Here is a 17,205-nt window from a genome sequence, read left to right on the forward strand (position 1 = left end):
CTTCGACAAGCGGGTATCGGGCCGGCCGGCATGGCGGCAAGCGCCCGGCACAAGCAACCGATCAGAACCCTTTTTGGAGCGCCCCCGATGAAATCCGTCCTTTGCGATCGCTTCGGCATCGAGTTTCCCCTTTTCGCCTTCAGTCATTGCCGCGATGTGGTGGCCGCGGTGACCAATGCCGGCGGCATGGGCGTGCTGGGCGCGGTCGGGCACACACCGGAAAGCCTGGAGATCGAACTCAACTGGATCGACGAGCATGTGGGCGGCAAACCCTATGGCGTCGACCTGCTGGTGCCGAACAAGCTGGAAGGCAAGGACGGCAGCCTGACCGCCGCCGACTATGAAGCGCGGGTGCCGCCGGAGCATCGCAAATATGTGACCGACCTGCTGGAGAGCCACGGCATCGACACCAGCGACCTGTGGGATACGCCGGTCGACGCCAATTACGGCGACAACTATCGCGCCGCCGGCGCGGTGCCGTTGATGGACGTGGCCTTCGCCCACCCGATCAAGCTGATCGTCAACGCGCTGGGCGTGCCGCCGGAATACATGTTGGAGCAGGCGCACGCCCGCGGCATCGCCGTCGGCGCGCTGACCGGCGCAAAGGAGCACGCGATCAAGCACGCCGAAGCCGGGGTCGATATCCTGGTGGTCTCCGGCACCGAAGCCGGCGGCCATTGCGGCGAGATCTCGACCATGGTCGTGGTGCCGGAGGTGATCCAGGCGATGGAGGCCTACCCGAATGTCGAGGTGCTGGCGGCGGGCGGCATCGCCACCGGCCGGCAGATGGCGGCCTGCATGGCCATGGGCGCGGCCGGCGCCTGGACCGGCTCGGTCTGGCTGACCACCGCCGAGGCCGAGACCATTCCGACCGTGAAGCAGAAAATGCTGGAGGCGGGCTCGCGCAACACCATCCGCTCGCGCGGGCGCACCGGCAAGCCGACCCGCCAGTTGCAATCGGCCTGGACCGATGCCTGGCATGTGGAGGGCGCGCCGGCCCCGCTGCCGATGCCGCTGCAAGGCCTGCTCTCGAAGCCGGCCATGCTCAAGATCGACAAGCTCGCGGAAAGCGGCCACGAGGGTGCCAAGGAGCTGGCGACCTATTTCGTCGGCCAGGCCGTGGGGCTGATGACGGCGGAACAGTCCGCCCGCTCGGTCGTCTATGACTTCATGGAAGACTATGCCGCCGCGGTGGAGCGCCTTTCGGCGACCGTCGCGGAGTGATGCCGAAGGCGGCGCGTCCCATGCGGACGCGCCGCGCCCTCAAACCGTCAACGCCGGCAGCAGTTTTCCCGAACATTCACCGAAGCCGATGCGGTAGCCGTCGCCCTGGCACCAGCCGCGCAGGGTGAGCGTGTCGCCGTCCTGCAGGAAGGAGCGGCGACTGCCATCGGCAAGCGGGAACGGCTCCTGCCCGCCCCAGGAGAGTTCCAGCAGCGAGCCCCACTCGCTCTTGTCCGGGCCGCTGATCGTGCCGGAGCCCAGCAGGTCGCCGGTGCGCATCGGGCAGCCGCTGGACGTGTGGTGCGCCAGTTGCTGCGCCGCGGAGTAGTAGAGATATTTCGCATTGGTGCGGGAAAGGCCGGTTTCGGCGCTGCCCTCCGGCGTCAGCGCGGCTTCCAGCACGATGTCGTAATGGCGCGGCGCCGGGTCGTCGAGATAGGGCAGCAACGGCTTCTCGCGCTCGGGCGCCACCGTGCGGAACGGCTCCAGCGCCGCCCGGGGCACCACCCAGGGGCTGATGGTGGTGGCGGTGGCCTTGGCCTGGAACGGGCCGAGCGGCACATACTCCCAGGCCTGGATGTCGCGTGCCGACCAGTCGTTCAGCAGCACGAAGCCGAAAATCATCGCATCCGCCTCGGCGACACTGACCGGCTGACCGAAGGTGGAGGGCGTGCCGACCACCGCGCCCAGTTCCAGTTCGAAATCGAAGCGTTGCGAGGGGCCGAAATGCGGCGCATCGGCCTCCGGCGCCTTCAACTGGCCCAGCGGGCGGCGGAAATCGGTGCCGCTCACCACCACGGACGAGGCGCGCCCGTTATAGCCGATGGGGATGTGCAGATAGTTGGCCGGCAGCGCGTTCTCCGGCCCGCGGAACATGACGCCGACATTGAAGGCGTGCTGTTTGGCCGAATAGAAGTCGGTGTAGTCGGCCACCTGGAACGGCAGGTGCAGGTCCGCGTCCGCCATCGCCACCAGCGCCTTGCCCTTCAGATCCAGGCTTTCGCGCAGGGCCGGGTCGCCGTCGCGGCGCAAGAGCGAGGTGAGCCGCGCCCGCACCGCCGCCCAGGCCGCTGGCCCCAACGCCATGAAGGCGTTCAGCGCCGGCCGGTCGAACACCGGGCCGTCGCCGCTCGCATCCAGCACGCCGGCCGCCTCCAGCGCGGCCAGATCCAGCACGCGGTCGCCGATGGCCACGCAGCAGCGCCGCGGCCCCTCCCCTCGGCTATAGACGCCATAGGGCAGGTTTTGCAGCGGGAAGTCGCCGTCGGGCGCGTTGGCCGTTTCGATCCAACTGGGCATGGCGTGGGGCTCCGGCCTTTGGCGACGCTATTTCTTCAACGAGCCGTCGTGCATCCAGCGGGCATGGCCGGGGGCGCGCTTGGTCTCTGCCCATTCCTCCAGCATCGGCCATTTTACCGCGTCGAGGCGCTCCATCACGCCGTCGATCGGGGTGTTGACCGAAAGCTCCAGGCGGTGGCCGTTCGGGTCGAAGAAGTAGATGGATTCGAACAGGGTGTGGTCGGTGGGGCCGACCACGGCGATGCCGCCCGCCTCCAGCCTGGCCTTGGCGGCCAGCAATTCGTCCATGCTCTCCACCTCGAAGGCGATGTGCTGCACCCAGGGCGGGGTGTTCTCGTCGCGGCCCATGTCGGGCTTGGTCGGCAGTTCGAAAAAGGCCAGCACATTGCCGCCGCCGCAATCCAGGAACACGTGCATGTACGGGTCCGGTTCCTTGGTGGAGGGCACGCGATCCTCGGCGAAGGCCAGCTGGTAGGTCATGCCGAGGTATTTTTCGTACCACTTCACGGTCTCCAGCGCGTCCTTGCAGCGATAGGCGACGTGGTGAATGCGTTTCAAGGCCATGGCGGGCTCCTCCGGCATCTGGGGATGCGTCTTGTTTCGACATCGCTACTGTTTGCCCATTCCCGGCGGCGAAGCAAGACGGGTGGCGCCGCGAATGTCTTTTGCAGAACCGTGGCGCCGCAGATGCCGCCGAACGGCTATGGGGTCGACAGGCGGCAACCGCTTCCGGCATAAGCGACAACCGAACCCCAGCGCCGACGGGAGGTCGCCTTGCCTGCTGCCCCGATCCATCATGTTCTCGTTTGCGGCTACGGCACCATGGGCCGCGGTATCGTGACCCTGTTCACCCGCGGCGGCTTCCGCGTCTCGGTCCTGACCCGCGACCCGGCCAGGATCGCCGGCGACCTGCCGGAGGGCGCCACCGCCGGCGCCGACCTGCCGGCCGACGCGCCGGATCTGGTGATGGAGAACTACCCGGAGGACCTGGCCGCCAAGCAGGCGCTCTACGCCCGGCTGGAGGCGGCCTATGGCGGCCACCCGATCCTTTCCACCAACACATCCGGCCTGGACCTGACCGAGCTGGCGGCGCCGCTGGCGCACAAGGACCGCTTCATCGGCGTGCACTATCTGCAACCGCCGGACGCCTTCCCGCTGGCCGAGGCCACCCGCATCGCCGAGACCTCCGACGAGACCGTCGAGCGCATGGTGGCGGCGCTGAAGCGGGTGGGGCAGGACGCCGTGGTGCTGAACAAGCCCATTGTCGGCTTCCTGTTCAATCGCCTGCAACACGCCCTGCTGCACGAGGCCTATCACATGCTGGAAGAAGGCTGGGTGACGGCGGAGGATATCGACAAATACGGCCGCCTCGCCTTCGGGCCGCGCATGTGCGTGACCGGCATTATCGAGCAGAAGGACGTGGGCGGGCTGGACGTGAATGCCGCCTCGCAACGCTCCATCGTGCCGGCGCTGTATCACTCGGCCGAGCCGGTGCAACTGGTGCAGGACATGGCCGCCAGGGGCGAGCACGGCGTGAAGTCCGGCAAGGGCTTCTACGACTGGACCGGCGTCGACATGGCCGCCTACAAGGCCAGGGCGGCCGACAAGACGCGGCGCATCCTGGCCATCGTCCGCGAAGAGGATTGAGGAGACCCAACCCGTGACCGACGCGACCGATCCGACCGCCGAAACCGCTGAAACCGCCGAACCGACGGGAACCCGCGCCGACGCGATTGCCCAGGCGCAGGCCCTCGTGGACGACGGCGCCTTCGAGGACGTCATGGCCCGCTGGGTGGCCATCCCCTCCACCTTGCAGGAGGCAGACAAGCGCGACGCGCTGACCCGCTATCTGAGCGAGGCCATCGTGCCGGCCATCGAGGCGCTGGGCTGCCATTGGGAGATCCACGAGAACCCGGACCCGGCGGGCGGCCCTTTCCTGATCGCCGAGCGATGGGAGGCCGCCGACCGGCCGACCGTGCTGCTCTATGGCCATGGCGACACGGTGCAGGGCCAGGACAACCGCTGGCGCGACGGGCTGGAGCCCTGGCAGACGGTGCGCGAGGGCGACCGGCTCTATGGCCGCGGCACCGCCGACAACAAGGGCCAGCACGCCATCAACCTGCTGGCGCTGCTGACCGTGCTGGAGGCGCGCGGCAGCCTGGGCTTCAACCTGCGCATCCTGATCGAGATGAGCGAGGAGGTCGGCTCGCGCGGCCTGCGCGAGTTTGCCGAGGCGCAGAAGGAGGCGCTGACCGCCGACGTGCTGATCGCCTCCGACGGGCCGCGGCTGAAGCCGGACCGGCCGACCATCTTCCTGGGCTCGCGCGGGGTGGCGACGTTCAAGCTCTCGATCACCGCCCGCGAGGGCGCGCACCATTCCGGCAACTGGGGCGGGCTGATCTCGAACCCGGCCATCCAGTTGCTGCACGCGGTCGGCAGCATTGTCGACCGTCGCGGCGCCATCCAGGTCGAGGGGTTGAAGCCGCCGCCGCTCTCCAACGCCGTGCGCGCAGCGATTGCGGACTGCGAGGTCGACGGCGGCCCGGACGCGCCGCAGATCGACCCGGACTGGGGCGAGCCGGGCCTCACCCCCTGGGAACGGGTGTTCGGCTGGAACACGTTCGAGGTGATCGCCTTCGAGGCCGGCAATCCGGCCAACCCGGTCAACGCCGTGCCGGCCAGCGCCAGCGCGGTTTGCCAGATTCGCTTCATTGCCGGCTCGGACCAGGCCGGGTTCGAGCAGGCGATCCGCGATCATCTGCAAGCCCAGGGTTTCGGCATGGTGACGGTCGAGTCCCTGCGCATGGCCATGGCCGCCACGCGCACCAGCCTGGACGACCCATGGGTGGAGCGTGCAGTGGCCTCGCTGGGTCAGACGCTGGGACAGCGGCCGGCGGTGCTGCCAAATTTGGGCGGCTCGATCCCCAACGACGTGTTCACTGACCTGCTGGGCATGCCGACCGTCTGGGTGCCGCATTCCTATGCCGGCTGCAGCCAGCACGCCCCGAACGAGCACCTGTTGCTGGCGGTCGCACGCGAGGGGCTGGGCATGATGGCCGGTCTCTATTGGGATATCGGCGAGGCGGACCCCCTGCCCGCCGCCTAGGCTCACCGCGGCGATATCCGATGCACTCGGTCAACGGTCCGAGGCATTGAGCACGTCCAGGACGGGACAGGACGGCGCGCCATCGCCGCCGCATTGAGACACGGTTTCCGACAGGAGTCGCTCCAGCCGCATCAAGTCCGCGATCTTCGACCGGACGCTGTCCAAATGGGCACGGGCGATGCTTTCCACCTCGGCGCACGACGTATCGTCCGGCTCTGCCAGGCGAAGGAGGGTGCGAATATCGGCGATCGGGAAGCCCAGTTCTCGGCCGCGCCGAATGAATGCCAGCACTTGGACATGGCTTTCGGCATAGCTGCGTCTGCCGCTTGGCGTTCGAGGTGGCGGCGGCAGCAGGTCGATGCGCTCGTAATAGCGGATCGTCTCGATATTGACCCCCGTTCGCTTGGCGAGTTCGCCAATCGTCAGGCCGTCCGCTCTCGAAGATGTGAACATCGGCATCGCCGTTCGATCCTTGCTTCTGTAGTCGCTACAGGATGCAGGTTGCCCGGCATGACGATCAAGACACTTCCACCATCCAGTGCCGATCGGCCAACCGGGCAGAGGGTTTCCCTGGCCGCTGGTCTGGTCGGTGCCTTCGCGGCAACTGCTTGCTGCATCGTCCCGCTTGCGTTGTTCATGCTCGGTCTGAGCGGAGCATGGATCGGCAATCTCACCGTCCTTGCGCCCTACCAGCCATACATCCTGGCCTTCACCGCCGTTTGTCTCGCATACGGCTATTGGCTGGTCTATCGCACCCGCCGACGGGCCTGCGCGGATGGCGACCTGTGCGCTCGCCCCCTCCCGAACCGTCTGGTGCTCTCGGGGCTGGTGCTTGCAACCGTGTTAACGGTCGCAGCGGTCGCGTTTGATTTCGTTGCCCCCATCCTTCTGGCCCCCTGAGACTTGGAGAACACCGATGCGTGCCCTCTGGACGGCCGTCTTCACCGCCACCGCGTTGTTCGGCTCGCTAGCGCATGCGGCTGAGCGCACCGTGATCCTCGCGGTCGACAACATGTATTGCGCTGCCTGCCCGCATATCGTCTCGACGAGTCTGTACCGCATCGACGGTGTCGCAGTCGTCGCCATCTCCAACGCGGACAAGACCGCGACCGTCACCTTCGACGATGCCCGGGCGAGCGTCGCCGATCTCATCAAGGCGACGACCGATGCCGGCTACCCGTCCAAGGTGCGGCCCTGATCCAATGGCGCAGACGATCAAGCGGGAATCGACCCTGACATGTCCCGATTGCGGACACAGGGAAACCGAAACCATGCCAACCGACTCCTGCCAGTGGTTCTATCGCTGCAATGGCTGTGGCACCGTTTTGAAACCGAAGGCGGGAGATTGCTGCGTCTTCTGTTCTTACGGAACGGTTCCCTGTCCGCCCATCCAGACAGGCGATTGCTGCGCCGGCGGAGAGTCCGCATGAAGCGCGCGTTAATGAAACCGCAATCCTTCCGCACCTAAGATAGCGCCTTGAAAACAGGGCACGGCAATCCTGCGATTGATCGTCCGAACCGAGGGTGCGTCATGGTGAGTTGGAGTGAACTGATCCTGCCGGATGCGGTGGGAGAGCCGAATATGGACACCTATCGTCCCGATTGCGGCGCCAATCCCTGGGCGGTTCTGGAGGGGCTCGACCTCGGTCTGGCGCTCTGGAGCCCGGATGGCGTTCTGCTGCGGTGCAACGCCCTCTTCGTCGACCTGCTGGGCCAGCGCAACGAGGTTTGCCGGCCCGGCGCCTCGCTTCAGCAGGTTCTGATGCTCGCCGGCCTGCGCCAGGCCGGCAGTCGCCAGGCGTCCGCGTGGATCGAGCAGATGCTGACCGCGCACCGCAAGGGCGGCGAGGTCGAATGGCGCGGCAAGGACGGCCAGTGGTGGCAGGCCCTGTTCACCCGCCTTCCCGACGGCAAGCGGCTGTGTCGGGTGCTGAACGTCTCGAACCAGAAGCGGCTGGAGCAGGAAGTCCGCCATCTGGGGGAGATTTCGGAGCGCGAGGCGCCGCTGGCGCGCGGCCTGGCGCATATGGGTCATGAATTGCGCACGCCGCTGAACGCGATCCTCGGCTTTTCCGATCTGATCCGCTCGGAGGCCATCGGCCCGCTCGGCAATCCCAGCTATGCCGACTACGCCAACGACATCCACGACAGCGGCCAGGTGCTGCTGAGCGCAGTCGACCGGATCGCGCTTTTGGTGAAGCTGGAAGCCGGGCTGGTGCGGCCGCAATCCGAAACGGTCACGGCGGCGGTGCTGATTGCCATGGCGGTGGAAACCGTGGAGCCGCTGGCCGCTGCCGCGGGCGTGGTGCTGGAGTTCGCCGGCGACGACGACTCGGAAACCACGCTGTTCGTCGACCGCTTTCTGGTGTCGAGCGCATTGACGTATCTGCTGGAGAATGCCGTTGCGGCGACCGATGCGCCGGGTCGCGTCGGACTGCACTGCCGGCGGACGGCAGAGGGCGGGCTTGCCTTCGAGGTGCGCGACCGGGGCCGCGGCATTGAGCCGGAGGCCCTGGCCGCCATCCGCGAGCCGTTCGTTCGCTTCGACAGCGCCAACCCGCAATGCCCGGCGGGCGTCGGCATGGGATTGCCGGTTGCCGACCGCATGGCGCAATTGTTGGGCTGCGACATCGCGCTGGAGAGCGCGCCCCAAGCGGGCACCCTCGCGCGCCTGACCGTGCCGGCGGACCGGGTGGTGGCGGCGTAAGATCGCCGGCGTATCCCGGCCGCCGCGGAGCGACGGGCCGGGACCGGTGTCCTCGTGCGAACACCCATGGCGGCGGTGTTCGCACGAAGACACCGGCACCGGATGGCGGCTCCGCCGCCTCCGGGGAACACGTGCGGCGCGCTCCAACGCAAACGCCCCGGCACGAAGACCGGGGCGCGCGCAGTGGGAGGGGCGTGCGTCAGTTGAACTTGGTCACGCCGAAGTCGATGACCGAGCGGACCACGCGGCCTTCCTTCATCGCCGTGAAGCCCTCGTTGATTTCCTCCAGCTTGATGTGGTTGGAAATCCAGTCGTCGAGTTGCAGGCGGCCGTTCATGTAGAGCTCGACCAGGTTGGTCATGTCGGTGCGGAAGCGGTTGGAGCCCATGGACGAGCCCTGGATCTTGCGCTCGCGCAGGAAGTCGGCGCCGTGGATTTCCAGCTTCTGGCCGAACGGCACCATGCCGACAATCGTCGCCGTGCCGCCGATGGCCAGCATTTCGAACGCCTGCTCCGCCGTGCGCTTGGTGCCGAGGCATTCGATGGCATGGTCGACGCCGCCGCTGGTGAGATCCAGGATCTGCTGCACCGGGTCGCCGTCCCTGGGGTTGACGAGGTCGGTCGCGCCCAGTTTCGCCGCCAGTTGCAGCTTGACCGGGTTGGTGTCGACCGCGATCACCCGGCTCGCACCTGCGATATGGGCGCCGTGCAGGGCCGCCATGCCGACGCCGCCGCAGCCGATGATCGCCACGGAATCGTTGAAGCGGACCTTGGCCGAATTCACCGCCGCGCCGAAGCCGGTGATGACGCCGCAGCCGATCAGCGCGCCACGGTCGAGCGGCATATCCTTGCGCACCTTCACCACCGCATTCTCGTGCAGCAGCATCTGCTCCGCATAGGACGAGAGGTTGGTGAAGTTGTTCAGCTTCTCCGGGCGGTCCCAGATATATTTCTCGGCCTGTCCCGGCGGCTCCTTGACCGCGGTGTTGAGGCAGAGATTCGGCCGGCCGGCGGTGCAGTTCTTGCAGGTGCCGCAGAACACGCTGAGGCAGGTGATGACATGGTCGCCCGGCTGCACATAGGTCACTTCGGAGCCCACGGCCTCGATCACGCCGGCGCTCTCATGGCCGAGGATCACCGGCATCGGATGCGGATATAGGCCTTCGATAAAGTGCAGGTCGGAGTGGCAGAGACCGGCGGCGGCGGTGCGCACCACCACCTCGTGCGGGCCGGGATCGCGAACCTTCACTTCGCAGATTTCGAGCGGCTTGTGCGGCTCGAACAGCACGGCGGCTTTCATGGGCTTTCCTCGTTTCGATTGGCGGTAAAGAGCCAGCGGGGACTATCGCACAGCCCCCGCCCGAGGTCCAAGAGGCTAGTGGATCATGCCGCCGTCGATCAGGATCACCCGGCCGGTGACGTAGGCGGATAGGTCTGTGGTCAGGAACTCCACCACGCCGGCGCAATCGTCGATCGTGCCTTCGCGCCGCAATGCCACCCGCTCTTCTGCCATGGCCGAGCGGTCGCCGAGGCGGCCGGTGCGGACAATGCCGGGCGCGATGGCATTTACATTGATGTTGAACGGCCCCAGCTCCTGCGCCAGCGCCCGCGTGTAATGGATGATCGCGGCCTTGGCGGTGCCATAGGGGTGATAGGCGCCGCGCGCGTCGACGCCGGCGGTCGACGAGACCGTGACGATGCGGCCGCCGCCCGCCTGCTTCAGATACGGGGTCGCGGCCATGCAGGTGTACATGCAGGTCTTGACGTTGATGTCCATGACGCGGGTCAGCATTTCCTCCGGCGTGTCGGAGGGGGTGCCGGTGGTGACGTCGTCCAGCACCTGGTTCGCCCCCTCCCCGGCCTGCTTTTCGTCGGCGAAGAGGACGGTGCCGCCGCCGGCATTGGCGACGACGATGTCAAGCCGGCCCATGCGCTCCGCCACCTGGGCCAGCGCTGCCTCGGTCGCCTTGCGGTCTGTCAGGTCGACCTCCAGCCCCATGGCGCGGACGCCCAGCGCCTCGCATTCGGCCATGACGGTGTCGGCGGTCAGCAGCGAGCGCTCGAACTCATAGACGTCGGCGCCGCGCAGATTGCGGTCGATGATGGCGATGTCGGCACCCAGCTTGGCAAGGCGCAGCGCGTAGCCGCGGCCGAGGCCACGGGCGCCGCCGGTGATGAGGGCCACTTTGCCCGCGAGTTTCTTTTCGGTCATGGGGTCAGGCTCCCAGGGCTGCGATACGGTCGAGTGTCGGTTGGCGGAGGCGCCGCTTGGTTTCGGCAAAGGCGGCGGGGTCGAGGGCGGCCAGGGCCTCGGCGGCCATGCGGACCCGGTCGTCGAACGCATCGGCCGTGGCCACCTGATCGAGATAGCCGACAGCGGCGGCCTCGTCCGGGCGGTAGAGCTGGGCGTAGACGATGGCGCGGGACAACTCGGTCGGCAACAGGCGGTCGCGGGCGAGCTCGATGCCGGCAATGGGCAGCGACAGGCCGATGCCGACCTCGTTCAGGCCGATGCGGAAGTCGCCGGCGAGGCCAATGCGCACATCGCCGGCGAACAGCAGCAGCGCGCCCATGGCGACGGCATGGCCGGTGACGGCAAAGACGATGGGCAGCGGCGAGAGATAGAGGCGCTTCAGCAAGGCCATGCCGGCGTCGCGCATTTGCGCCTTCAGCGCCTCGTCGTCGCCGCGGATGATCTTCAGGTCGAAGCCGCCGGAGAGCAGGCCGGGCCGGCCGCGGATGACGACGGCGCGGGCGCCCTCTTTGGCCGCGCGGTCCAGGCCGGCGTTCAGGGCCGCGCTCATGGCGGGGGCCATGGCATTGGCCTTGCCATCGTCCATGGCAAGCGTGGCGATGCCGTCCGCTAGGGTGTAGGCAACGGGAGAAGACATAGGGCTCCTGGCTCCTGGTACGAAAAACGGTCGGTTGCGCCAGTGTGGCCCGGCAGGGCGGAGATTGTTAAGCGGAATGCGCCGGCGCGGCCCAAAATGTTCCGGTGCTCCACAAGGAAAGTACCGCATTTCAGGCTATTGGGCGGGCTGTGGGCCGGGAAATCGGCAGACTACGGCTTTTCCGCCGGCGAGGCTCGGTTGCACCGGCAATGCCGCCTCCGGTTCGCGGTTACAGCCAATGCTTGTATCGCGGAGCGATCTTGCGCATTAGAATGCCCGCAAATACCGATCGGGCCATAAATATGGCATGCGCGACCGCAAATGCGGCCCCCTGCGGTCGCAGCAGAGAATGACATCCATGGGAACGGGCATGTCCTACAAACGCATTGGCGGAACGCTGGCTGCCGTTCTGGCGGTGGCGGGTGCGGCGTTCGCGATCTATGCGACCGCGCCGGAGCCGATCTGCAACGCTCTGGAAGGCATCGGCTATCGTCCCATCGTCCCGGCCTGCGGCCTGGACCGGGAACAGCGCAAGCAAATGCAGGCGCTCGACCGGCAGGTGCAGGCCGTCATTCGCGAGCGGAACGCAAAACCGGCGACGCCGCCCCGCGTTTCCCGGGTGATCCAATCGGCGCGCGATGCGGTGGATCGCATGACGGCCGCCGCCCTACCGGTGGAGGTCGATGCGCTGAAACGGATCGCGGCCGGCGAGACCGACGCGGGCCTGCAAGAGTTGGAGGCGTTGGCGGCGAACAAGCCGGCGCAATGGCTCCGCCTGGCCCATCTGGCCTATGCGCTGCGTTCGGACAAGGCGTTGGCGGCGTATGAGGCCGCCGCAAAGCGGCACCCTCTTGCCGCGTGGGACGCCCTGGCGCTGAGCCGCGCCTATGTCCACACCGGTCAGGTCGATGCCGCACGCAAGATCCTGGCGGACGCCCTGGCCGTACAGCCGGAGGACGCCGCGGAAGACCGGGCCGTCGTGGCCACGGCGCTGGGCGAGGTGGACCTCCTGCGTCGCGATCTGCCGGCTGCGACGCAGCGGTTCCGAACCGCGCTGGCCGCGCGCCAGGACTTGGCCGATGCCGCCGGCGACGACCCCGCCCGCCAGGAGGAACTGGCGCGGGCCCATGTCCGTCTCGGCGGGGCGTTGCGGACCCAGGGCGATGCCGCCGCGGCCCTGGCGGAGGACCGGACCGCGCTCGTCCTTCGCCAGCGACTGGCCGATGCCGCGCCGGGCGACAACCGGCGCCAGTACGATCTTTCGGTCAGCCTGGAGCGGGTCGGCGACGGGCTCCGAATCCAAGGCGATTCGGCAAACGCCCTCACCCGGTATCGCAAAAGCCTCGCCATTCGCGCCCGGCTTGCGACTGCCGCGCCGGACCGGGGCGACTGGCAACGGGATCTGGCGGTCAGCCAGGAGAAGATCGGCGACGCACTGAGCGAGCTGGACGACCAGGTCGAGGCGCTGGTGGCCTATCGGGCCAGCCTGAAAATCCGCGAACGGCTGGTGGCGGCGAACCCGCACAGTGTCGCCCTGTTGCGCGATCTCTCGGTCAGCCAGGACCGGATCGGCGACATGCTGTTCATCACTGACGAACTGGATCGGGCGCTGGCGGCCTATGGGGCGAGCCTCGCGATCCGCAAGCGTCTGACCGCGATGATGCCGCACAATCCGCTGCTGCAACGGGACATGGCGGTCAGCTATGAGAAGGTGGCCAACATCCTGAAGGCCAAGGGCGATATCGCCGGCGCCATCGAGCGCAACAAGGCGGGCCTCGCCATCGTCCAGCAATTGCTGGCGGCGGACCCGACCAACCCGATGTGGCACCGCCATATCGCCATCACCCTGGTGAAACTGGCCCAGTTGAAAGGCAGCGGCGTGAGCTGGTCCATGGCGGCGGCCAAATGGCAGGACCTGGCCGACCATGGGCTGTTGCTGCCGACCCACGAGCCGGCGTTCGAGGGCATCAAGGCCCTGGCCGCCGCGGAACGGTGAGGCCCACGGTGTTCCCCGGAGGTGGCAGAGCCGCCTTCCGGGGCCGGTGTCATCCTTCGAACACCCTGGACGGCGGTGTTCGCTCCCGCCGACCGAACCCGGCCCGCCGCTCCGCGACGGCGGGGACACGCTCGCGCCAAATAGGCTATAGCCTCAGGGCCAGATGCCGCGCTTCAGGGTGATGTCGGCGATGCGCTCCACGGCGACGACGATGGCGGCCATGCGCAGGTCGTTGGCCTCGGCCACGTCGGGGGACCGGTCAAGGCGGCGCTGGCGGGCAAGGACCGTATCGACGGCGCGCTCCATCTTGCGCTTCATCTTCCGGTTCACGTCCTCCAGGTCCCACTGCTCGTTCTCGTTGTTCTGCACCCACTCGTAATAGCTGACGCAGACGCCGCCGGCATTGGCCAGAATGTCGGGCAACACCACGACGCCGCGAGCGGCCAGCAAAGCGTCGCCCGCCGGCGTGACGGGGCCGTTCGCGCCCTCGACCACCAGGCGGGCGCGGATGGCATCGGCATTGCCCTCGTGGATCTGGCCGGCCATGGCGGCGGGCACCAGCACGTCGCAATCGGTGGCCAGCAGGTCCTCATTGGTGAGCGATTGGGTGTTGGGCAGGCCGACCACCGTGCCATGCTCGCGCTTGAAGGCCGCGACCGCGTCCAGGTCCAGGCCGTCCTCGCAGTAGATGCCGCCCTGGGAATCGCTGACGGCGACGATGCGGGCGCCGGCGGCCTGAAAGCTGCGGGCGCCGGCGTTGGCGACATTGCCGAAGCCCTGGACCGCGACGCGCGCGCCCTGAAGCGAGGGCAGGCCCGGCACCCCGCCCAGCATCACCAGCCGCTCCGCCGCGAAACAGGTGCCGAGGCCGGTCGCGTCGCTGCGGCCCAGCGAGCCGCCCATGTCGATGGGCTTGCCGGTGACGACGGGCAGGTTGTTGCGGCCGGGATGCTCCTGGGCATAGGTGTCGTAGACCCAGGCCATGGTCTGCTCGTTGGTGTACATGTCCGGCGCCGGCACATCGGTATAGGGGCCGATATTGTCGCCGAGTTCGTGGATGAAGCGGCGGGTGATGCGGCGGAGTTCGGACTCGTCCAGCGCCTTGGTATCGCAGATGACGCCGCCCTTGGCGCCGCCGAAGGGCACGTCGATCAGGGCGCATTTCCAGGTCATCAGCGTGGCGAGCGCGATCACCTCGTCCATGGTGACGTCCGGGTGATAGCGCATGCCGCCCTTGCCCGGCCCCTTGGCCGTGTTGTGCACGACGCGGTAGCCGTGGAAGGTGCGGACCGAACCATCGTTCATCTCCACCGGGAAGCAGAGGCTGATGGTGCGCTTGGGATAGCGCAGGAAGTCGATCAGGCCGGACTTGAGCGAGGGAATCCGGGCGGCCGCCAGGTCGAACTGGCGGCTGACCGTGGCGCGAAGGTCGGGCGTCGCGGCGCGGGCGGCGGAAGGGCTGTGATCGTTCATGCGGCCGGGAGTCCTCAGCTATGGGTTGAGCGGCAACCGCCGAGCCATGCGCCCGTGGCGACCGGATCACATTGATGTGGCGCAAACCGGGCCGGGCGCAATCGGGCGGTTCGGCCCTTCAGCCGGCGCGCGCCACGGTCACCCCCTCGCCCGCCATGCCGGCGATCTCGTCCTCCGAATAGCCGGCGGCCCGCAACACTTCGGCGCTGTGCTCGCCGAGAGCGCACGGCAGGGTGCGGATACCGGGCGGGGTTTTCGAGAATTTCACGCCGGGGCCGACCAGGCGGATCTTGCCCTCGCTCGGGTGCTCGAATTCCTGGAACAGGCCGACGGCGGCCAGATGCGGGTCCTCGGCCAGATCGTCCAGGCGCGTGGCCCGGCCGCAGGGGATGTCGGCGGCGTCGAGGGTGGCCAGCAGGGCCTCGGTGCCCCAGGAGGAGACGCAGTCGGAAACCAGGGCGTACAACTCGCCGATCTTCTCGCTGCGCAGCGCCGGATCGGTGACGCGCGGGTCGTCCATCAGTTCGGGCCGGCCCATGGCGCGGAAAAACGCCTGCCACTGCTTGGTGTTGTAGGGCAGCACGCAGACATAGCCGTCGGTCGTCGCATAGGGGCGGCGGTATTCGACCATGGTGCGTTCATAGCCGGCGGTGCCCAGCGGCGGCTCGAAGGTGCGGCCGGCATTGTGCTCGACCATGTTGAAGCCGACCAGGCTTTCCAGCATGGGCACCTCGACCAGCTGGCCCTCGCCGGTGCGTTCGCGGGCGAACAGGGCGGCGATGGTGGCGTGGGCGCAGAATTGCGAGCCGATCTTGTCGCAGATCGAGGCGTTGATGAACTTGGGAACTCCGGAGCGACCGCCCTGCATGTCCGCCATGCCGGACAGGCCCTGGATGATGTCGTCATAGGCCGGACGCCGGGCATAGGGGCCGTCCTGGCCGAAGCCGACCAGGGCGACATAGACCAGTTTCGGGTTCACCACCGCGCAGTCGTCATAGCCGAGGCCGAGCCGCTCCATCGCCGCCGGGCGCACGGAACTGATGAGCGCGTCCGCATTCTCGACGAGGCGCAGCAGGGCCTCGCGGCCCTTGGGGTGCTTGAGATCGAGGACGACGGAGCGTTTGTTGCGGTTGGCGTTCAGGTAGAAATGGCCCATGCCGGCGTTGCGGTAGGGCTTGATCCCGCGGGTGATGTCGCCGTCCGGCGGCGCCTCCACCTTGATCACGTCGGCGCCATAGTCGGCGAGCAGCTGCACGCCATAGGGACCGAACCCGACCGTGGTCAGGTCGAGGATGGTGATGCCGTCGAGCGGTCCGGGCATGGGAGGCGTCCTTCAAAGCGGGAGCCGCCGCCCGAAGGCGGCGGTGTCGGTTTTAGCGGTCGGTCCCTGTTTGAAAGGAACCGGTGCAAAAGTCCACGGTCTTACCGGCGAGCGGGGCCGGAGCGCCGTGGATGCCCGCCGTCTATTGCACGCACTGCCCGCCGGTGGCCGTGACCGAGCAATTGAAGATGTTGTTGTTGGGCGCCGTCAGCACGGTCAGGAAATAATCCTTGGCCGCCGTGACATAGAGGCCATTGCCATCGCAATATTCCTGCCAGATCAGATCCATGACCGTTCCGCTACCGTCATCGTAACGATAGACCACCTCGTCCAGACGCTGGGCGTTCTGCTTCGGTGGGTTCAGCACCTCGTATGCGGTCCAACCGGACAGACCCGAGGCGGGGCTGATCCTCGGTCGGGACATCGCCCTGACGGTCCTGTCCAGGCCGAACGCGACCGGCACCATGGTCTCGGCCTCGGCCTCCGCCTTGATCAGGGACGTAGAGCCGGGGCAGCCGGGCGGGATGTTCGGGTTTTTCAGCTTGTCCACGCAGACATATTCGTAGGACCGGATCTGCCATCCCGGCCCGCCGCCATGGCCGCGGGTCAGACGCATGACGATCGGCCAGACGCTGCCCGGATAGGCCTTCGGCCGATAATTGGCGGTCACGATGATCTGGGTGATGCCGTCGCCGTTCCACCCCTGGCCCTTCAGGGTCTTGTCGGCCGCGATGTTGGCGTCGCGGTTGTTCATCGCCCGCGCCTCGGTCGGCGATTTCGGCCGGCGCGGGGTGTTGACATAGCCTTTACAGGCACCCTTGTGCTGCCCCGCACCCAGATAGACGACATGGGCGGGACCCGGTTTGGCGCCGGGCTCGGGCGGCTTCACGGTGTAGGCGTACGTGCCGCAAAACCGGCCTTTCGCCAGATTTCTGCCCCGCCAGCGCATCGTCATGGCCTGCAACTCAATCGTCGCATCGCCGAGGCCGCCGTTCACCATGTCGCAAATCGGCGTCCAATCCACCGCATAGTCGCCGGGTCGGTTCTCGCCGCTGTAGGTGAAGCTACAGTTCGCGGCCTGCGCCGCGCCGCCACCAATCGGCAGCAATCCCAGGGCAAGCGCGAACAGCGCCAGTGTCCTCGAAATCCCCAAACTCATGGATTACTCCTTATCGGCCTCCTGTTATT

General features: G+C 67.6%; 16 protein-coding genes. 7 read left to right on the forward strand and 9 right to left on the reverse strand.

What is annotated here, in order from left to right:
- Positions 1-87: 87 nt before the first annotated feature.
- Positions 88-1,224, forward strand: a complete 1,137-nt coding sequence (locus tag H6844_18945) for a nitronate monooxygenase (protein ID MCB9931483.1) — start codon at positions 88-90, stop codon at positions 1,222-1,224.
- A 39-nt stretch (positions 1,225-1,263) separates the two neighbouring features.
- Here the strand turns inward: H6844_18945 and fahA are convergent, their stop codons facing one another.
- A complete protein-coding gene (gene fahA / locus H6844_18950) occupies positions 1,264-2,523 on the reverse strand; it encodes a fumarylacetoacetase (protein ID MCB9931484.1) in 1,260 nt (419 codons plus the stop codon).
- Positions 2,524-2,550: 27 nt separating this feature from the next.
- Positions 2,551-3,087, reverse strand: a complete 537-nt coding sequence (locus H6844_18955) for a VOC family protein (GenBank protein ID MCB9931485.1) — start codon at positions 3,085-3,087, stop codon at positions 2,551-2,553.
- A 210-nt stretch (positions 3,088-3,297) separates the two neighbouring features.
- On the opposite strand from H6844_18955, the gene H6844_18960 reads away from it, so the two are divergent.
- Positions 3,298-4,170 (forward strand): hypothetical protein, encoded by an 873-nt coding sequence (locus tag H6844_18960; protein ID MCB9931486.1) that lies wholly within the window; start codon positions 3,298-3,300, stop codon positions 4,168-4,170.
- Positions 4,171-4,255: 85 nt separating this feature from the next.
- Positions 4,256-5,629 (forward strand): M20 family metallopeptidase, encoded by a 1,374-nt coding sequence (locus H6844_18965; GenBank protein ID MCB9931487.1) that lies wholly within the window; start codon positions 4,256-4,258, stop codon positions 5,627-5,629.
- A gap of 30 nt (positions 5,630-5,659) precedes the next feature.
- Here H6844_18965 and H6844_18970 read toward each other — a convergent pair whose 3' ends face one another.
- On the reverse strand, positions 5,660-6,088 hold the full coding sequence (locus H6844_18970) for a helix-turn-helix domain-containing protein (GenBank protein MCB9931488.1): 429 nt from the start codon (positions 6,086-6,088) through the stop codon (positions 5,660-5,662).
- Between the two features lie 51 nt (positions 6,089-6,139).
- Here H6844_18970 and H6844_18975 point away from each other — a divergent pair, with 51 nt between their 5' ends.
- The 3 genes from H6844_18975 to H6844_18985 all read left to right on the forward strand — a co-directional run bounded on the left by H6844_18975 (position 6,140) and on the right by H6844_18985 (position 8,336).
- Positions 6,140-6,529: a mercury transporter MerT gene (locus tag H6844_18975; GenBank protein ID MCB9931489.1), complete on the forward strand. Its 390-nt coding sequence runs from the start codon at positions 6,140-6,142 to the stop codon at positions 6,527-6,529.
- Between the two features lie 16 nt (positions 6,530-6,545).
- Positions 6,546-6,827, forward strand: a complete 282-nt coding sequence (locus tag H6844_18980; protein ID MCB9931490.1) for a cation transporter — start codon at positions 6,546-6,548, stop codon at positions 6,825-6,827.
- Positions 6,828-7,160: 333 nt separating this feature from the next.
- A complete protein-coding gene (locus H6844_18985; protein MCB9931491.1) occupies positions 7,161-8,336 on the forward strand; it encodes a hypothetical protein in 1,176 nt (391 codons plus the stop codon).
- 199 nt (positions 8,337-8,535) lie between these two features.
- On the opposite strand, the gene H6844_18990 is transcribed toward H6844_18985, so the two are convergent.
- From H6844_18990 to H6844_19000, 3 genes are all read right to left on the reverse strand, one after another.
- The gene (locus H6844_18990; protein MCB9931492.1) at positions 8,536-9,636 is read right to left on the reverse strand and encodes a Zn-dependent alcohol dehydrogenase; all 1,101 of its coding nucleotides are present in this window, start codon (positions 9,634-9,636) and stop codon (positions 8,536-8,538) included.
- Between the two features lie 75 nt (positions 9,637-9,711).
- Positions 9,712-10,548: an SDR family oxidoreductase gene (locus tag H6844_18995; GenBank protein MCB9931493.1), complete on the reverse strand. Its 837-nt coding sequence runs from the start codon at positions 10,546-10,548 to the stop codon at positions 9,712-9,714.
- 4 nt (positions 10,549-10,552) lie between these two features.
- Positions 10,553-11,227 carry a crotonase/enoyl-CoA hydratase family protein gene (locus H6844_19000; GenBank protein MCB9931494.1) on the reverse strand — a complete coding sequence of 225 codons (675 nt, stop codon included), beginning with the start codon at positions 11,225-11,227 and terminating at the stop codon, positions 10,553-10,555.
- A 370-nt stretch (positions 11,228-11,597) separates the two neighbouring features.
- On the opposite strand from H6844_19000, the gene H6844_19005 reads away from it, so the two are divergent.
- Entirely contained in the window at positions 11,598-13,223 is a 1,626-nt protein-coding gene (locus H6844_19005) for a hypothetical protein (GenBank protein MCB9931495.1), read from the forward strand.
- Between the two features lie 153 nt (positions 13,224-13,376).
- Here H6844_19005 and H6844_19010 read toward each other — a convergent pair whose 3' ends face one another.
- The 3 genes from H6844_19010 to H6844_19020 all read right to left on the reverse strand — a co-directional run bounded on the left by H6844_19010 (position 13,377) and on the right by H6844_19020 (position 17,176).
- Positions 13,377-14,696 carry a Glu/Leu/Phe/Val dehydrogenase gene (locus tag H6844_19010; GenBank protein ID MCB9931496.1) on the reverse strand — a complete coding sequence of 440 codons (1,320 nt, stop codon included), beginning with the start codon at positions 14,694-14,696 and terminating at the stop codon, positions 13,377-13,379.
- 118 nt (positions 14,697-14,814) lie between these two features.
- Complete coding sequence (locus H6844_19015) at positions 14,815-16,017, reverse strand: CoA transferase (protein ID MCB9931497.1); 1,203 nt, start codon at positions 16,015-16,017, stop codon at positions 14,815-14,817.
- Between the two features lie 142 nt (positions 16,018-16,159).
- Entirely contained in the window at positions 16,160-17,176 is a 1,017-nt protein-coding gene (locus H6844_19020; GenBank protein MCB9931498.1) for a hypothetical protein, read from the reverse strand.
- Between the last annotated feature and the right edge of the window lie 29 nt (positions 17,177-17,205).

Source organism: Alphaproteobacteria bacterium, from assembly GCA_020638555.1.
GTDB lineage: Bacteria > Pseudomonadota > Alphaproteobacteria > Bin95 > Bin95 > JACKII01.

Bases quoted from the DNA above. Each gene is read 5' to 3' on its own strand.
- H6844_18945 (MCB9931483.1), top strand. From the start codon at position 88: ATGAAATCCGTCCTTTGCGATCGCTTCGGCATCGAGTTTCCCCTTTTC.
- fahA (MCB9931484.1), bottom strand. From the start codon at position 2,523: ATGCCCAGTTGGATCGAAACGGCCAACGCGCCCGACGGCGACTTCCCG.
- H6844_18955 (MCB9931485.1), bottom strand. From the start codon at position 3,087: ATGGCCTTGAAACGCATTCACCACGTCGCCTATCGCTGCAAGGACGCG.
- H6844_18970 (MCB9931488.1), bottom strand. From the start codon at position 6,088: ATGCCGATGTTCACATCTTCGAGAGCGGACGGCCTGACGATTGGCGAA.
- H6844_18975 (MCB9931489.1), top strand. From the start codon at position 6,140: ATGACGATCAAGACACTTCCACCATCCAGTGCCGATCGGCCAACCGGG.
- H6844_18980 (MCB9931490.1), top strand. From the start codon at position 6,546: ATGCGTGCCCTCTGGACGGCCGTCTTCACCGCCACCGCGTTGTTCGGC.
- H6844_18985 (MCB9931491.1), top strand. From the start codon at position 7,161: ATGGTGAGTTGGAGTGAACTGATCCTGCCGGATGCGGTGGGAGAGCCG.
- H6844_18990 (MCB9931492.1), bottom strand. From the start codon at position 9,636: ATGAAAGCCGCCGTGCTGTTCGAGCCGCACAAGCCGCTCGAAATCTGC.
- H6844_18995 (MCB9931493.1), bottom strand. From the start codon at position 10,548: ATGACCGAAAAGAAACTCGCGGGCAAAGTGGCCCTCATCACCGGCGGC.
- H6844_19000 (MCB9931494.1), bottom strand. From the start codon at position 11,227: ATGTCTTCTCCCGTTGCCTACACCCTAGCGGACGGCATCGCCACGCTT.
- H6844_19005 (MCB9931495.1), top strand. From the start codon at position 11,598: ATGTCCTACAAACGCATTGGCGGAACGCTGGCTGCCGTTCTGGCGGTG.
- H6844_19010 (MCB9931496.1), bottom strand. From the start codon at position 14,696: ATGAACGATCACAGCCCTTCCGCCGCCCGCGCCGCGACGCCCGACCTT.
- H6844_19015 (MCB9931497.1), bottom strand. From the start codon at position 16,017: ATGCCCGGACCGCTCGACGGCATCACCATCCTCGACCTGACCACGGTC.
- H6844_19020 (MCB9931498.1), bottom strand. From the start codon at position 17,176: ATGAGTTTGGGGATTTCGAGGACACTGGCGCTGTTCGCGCTTGCCCTG.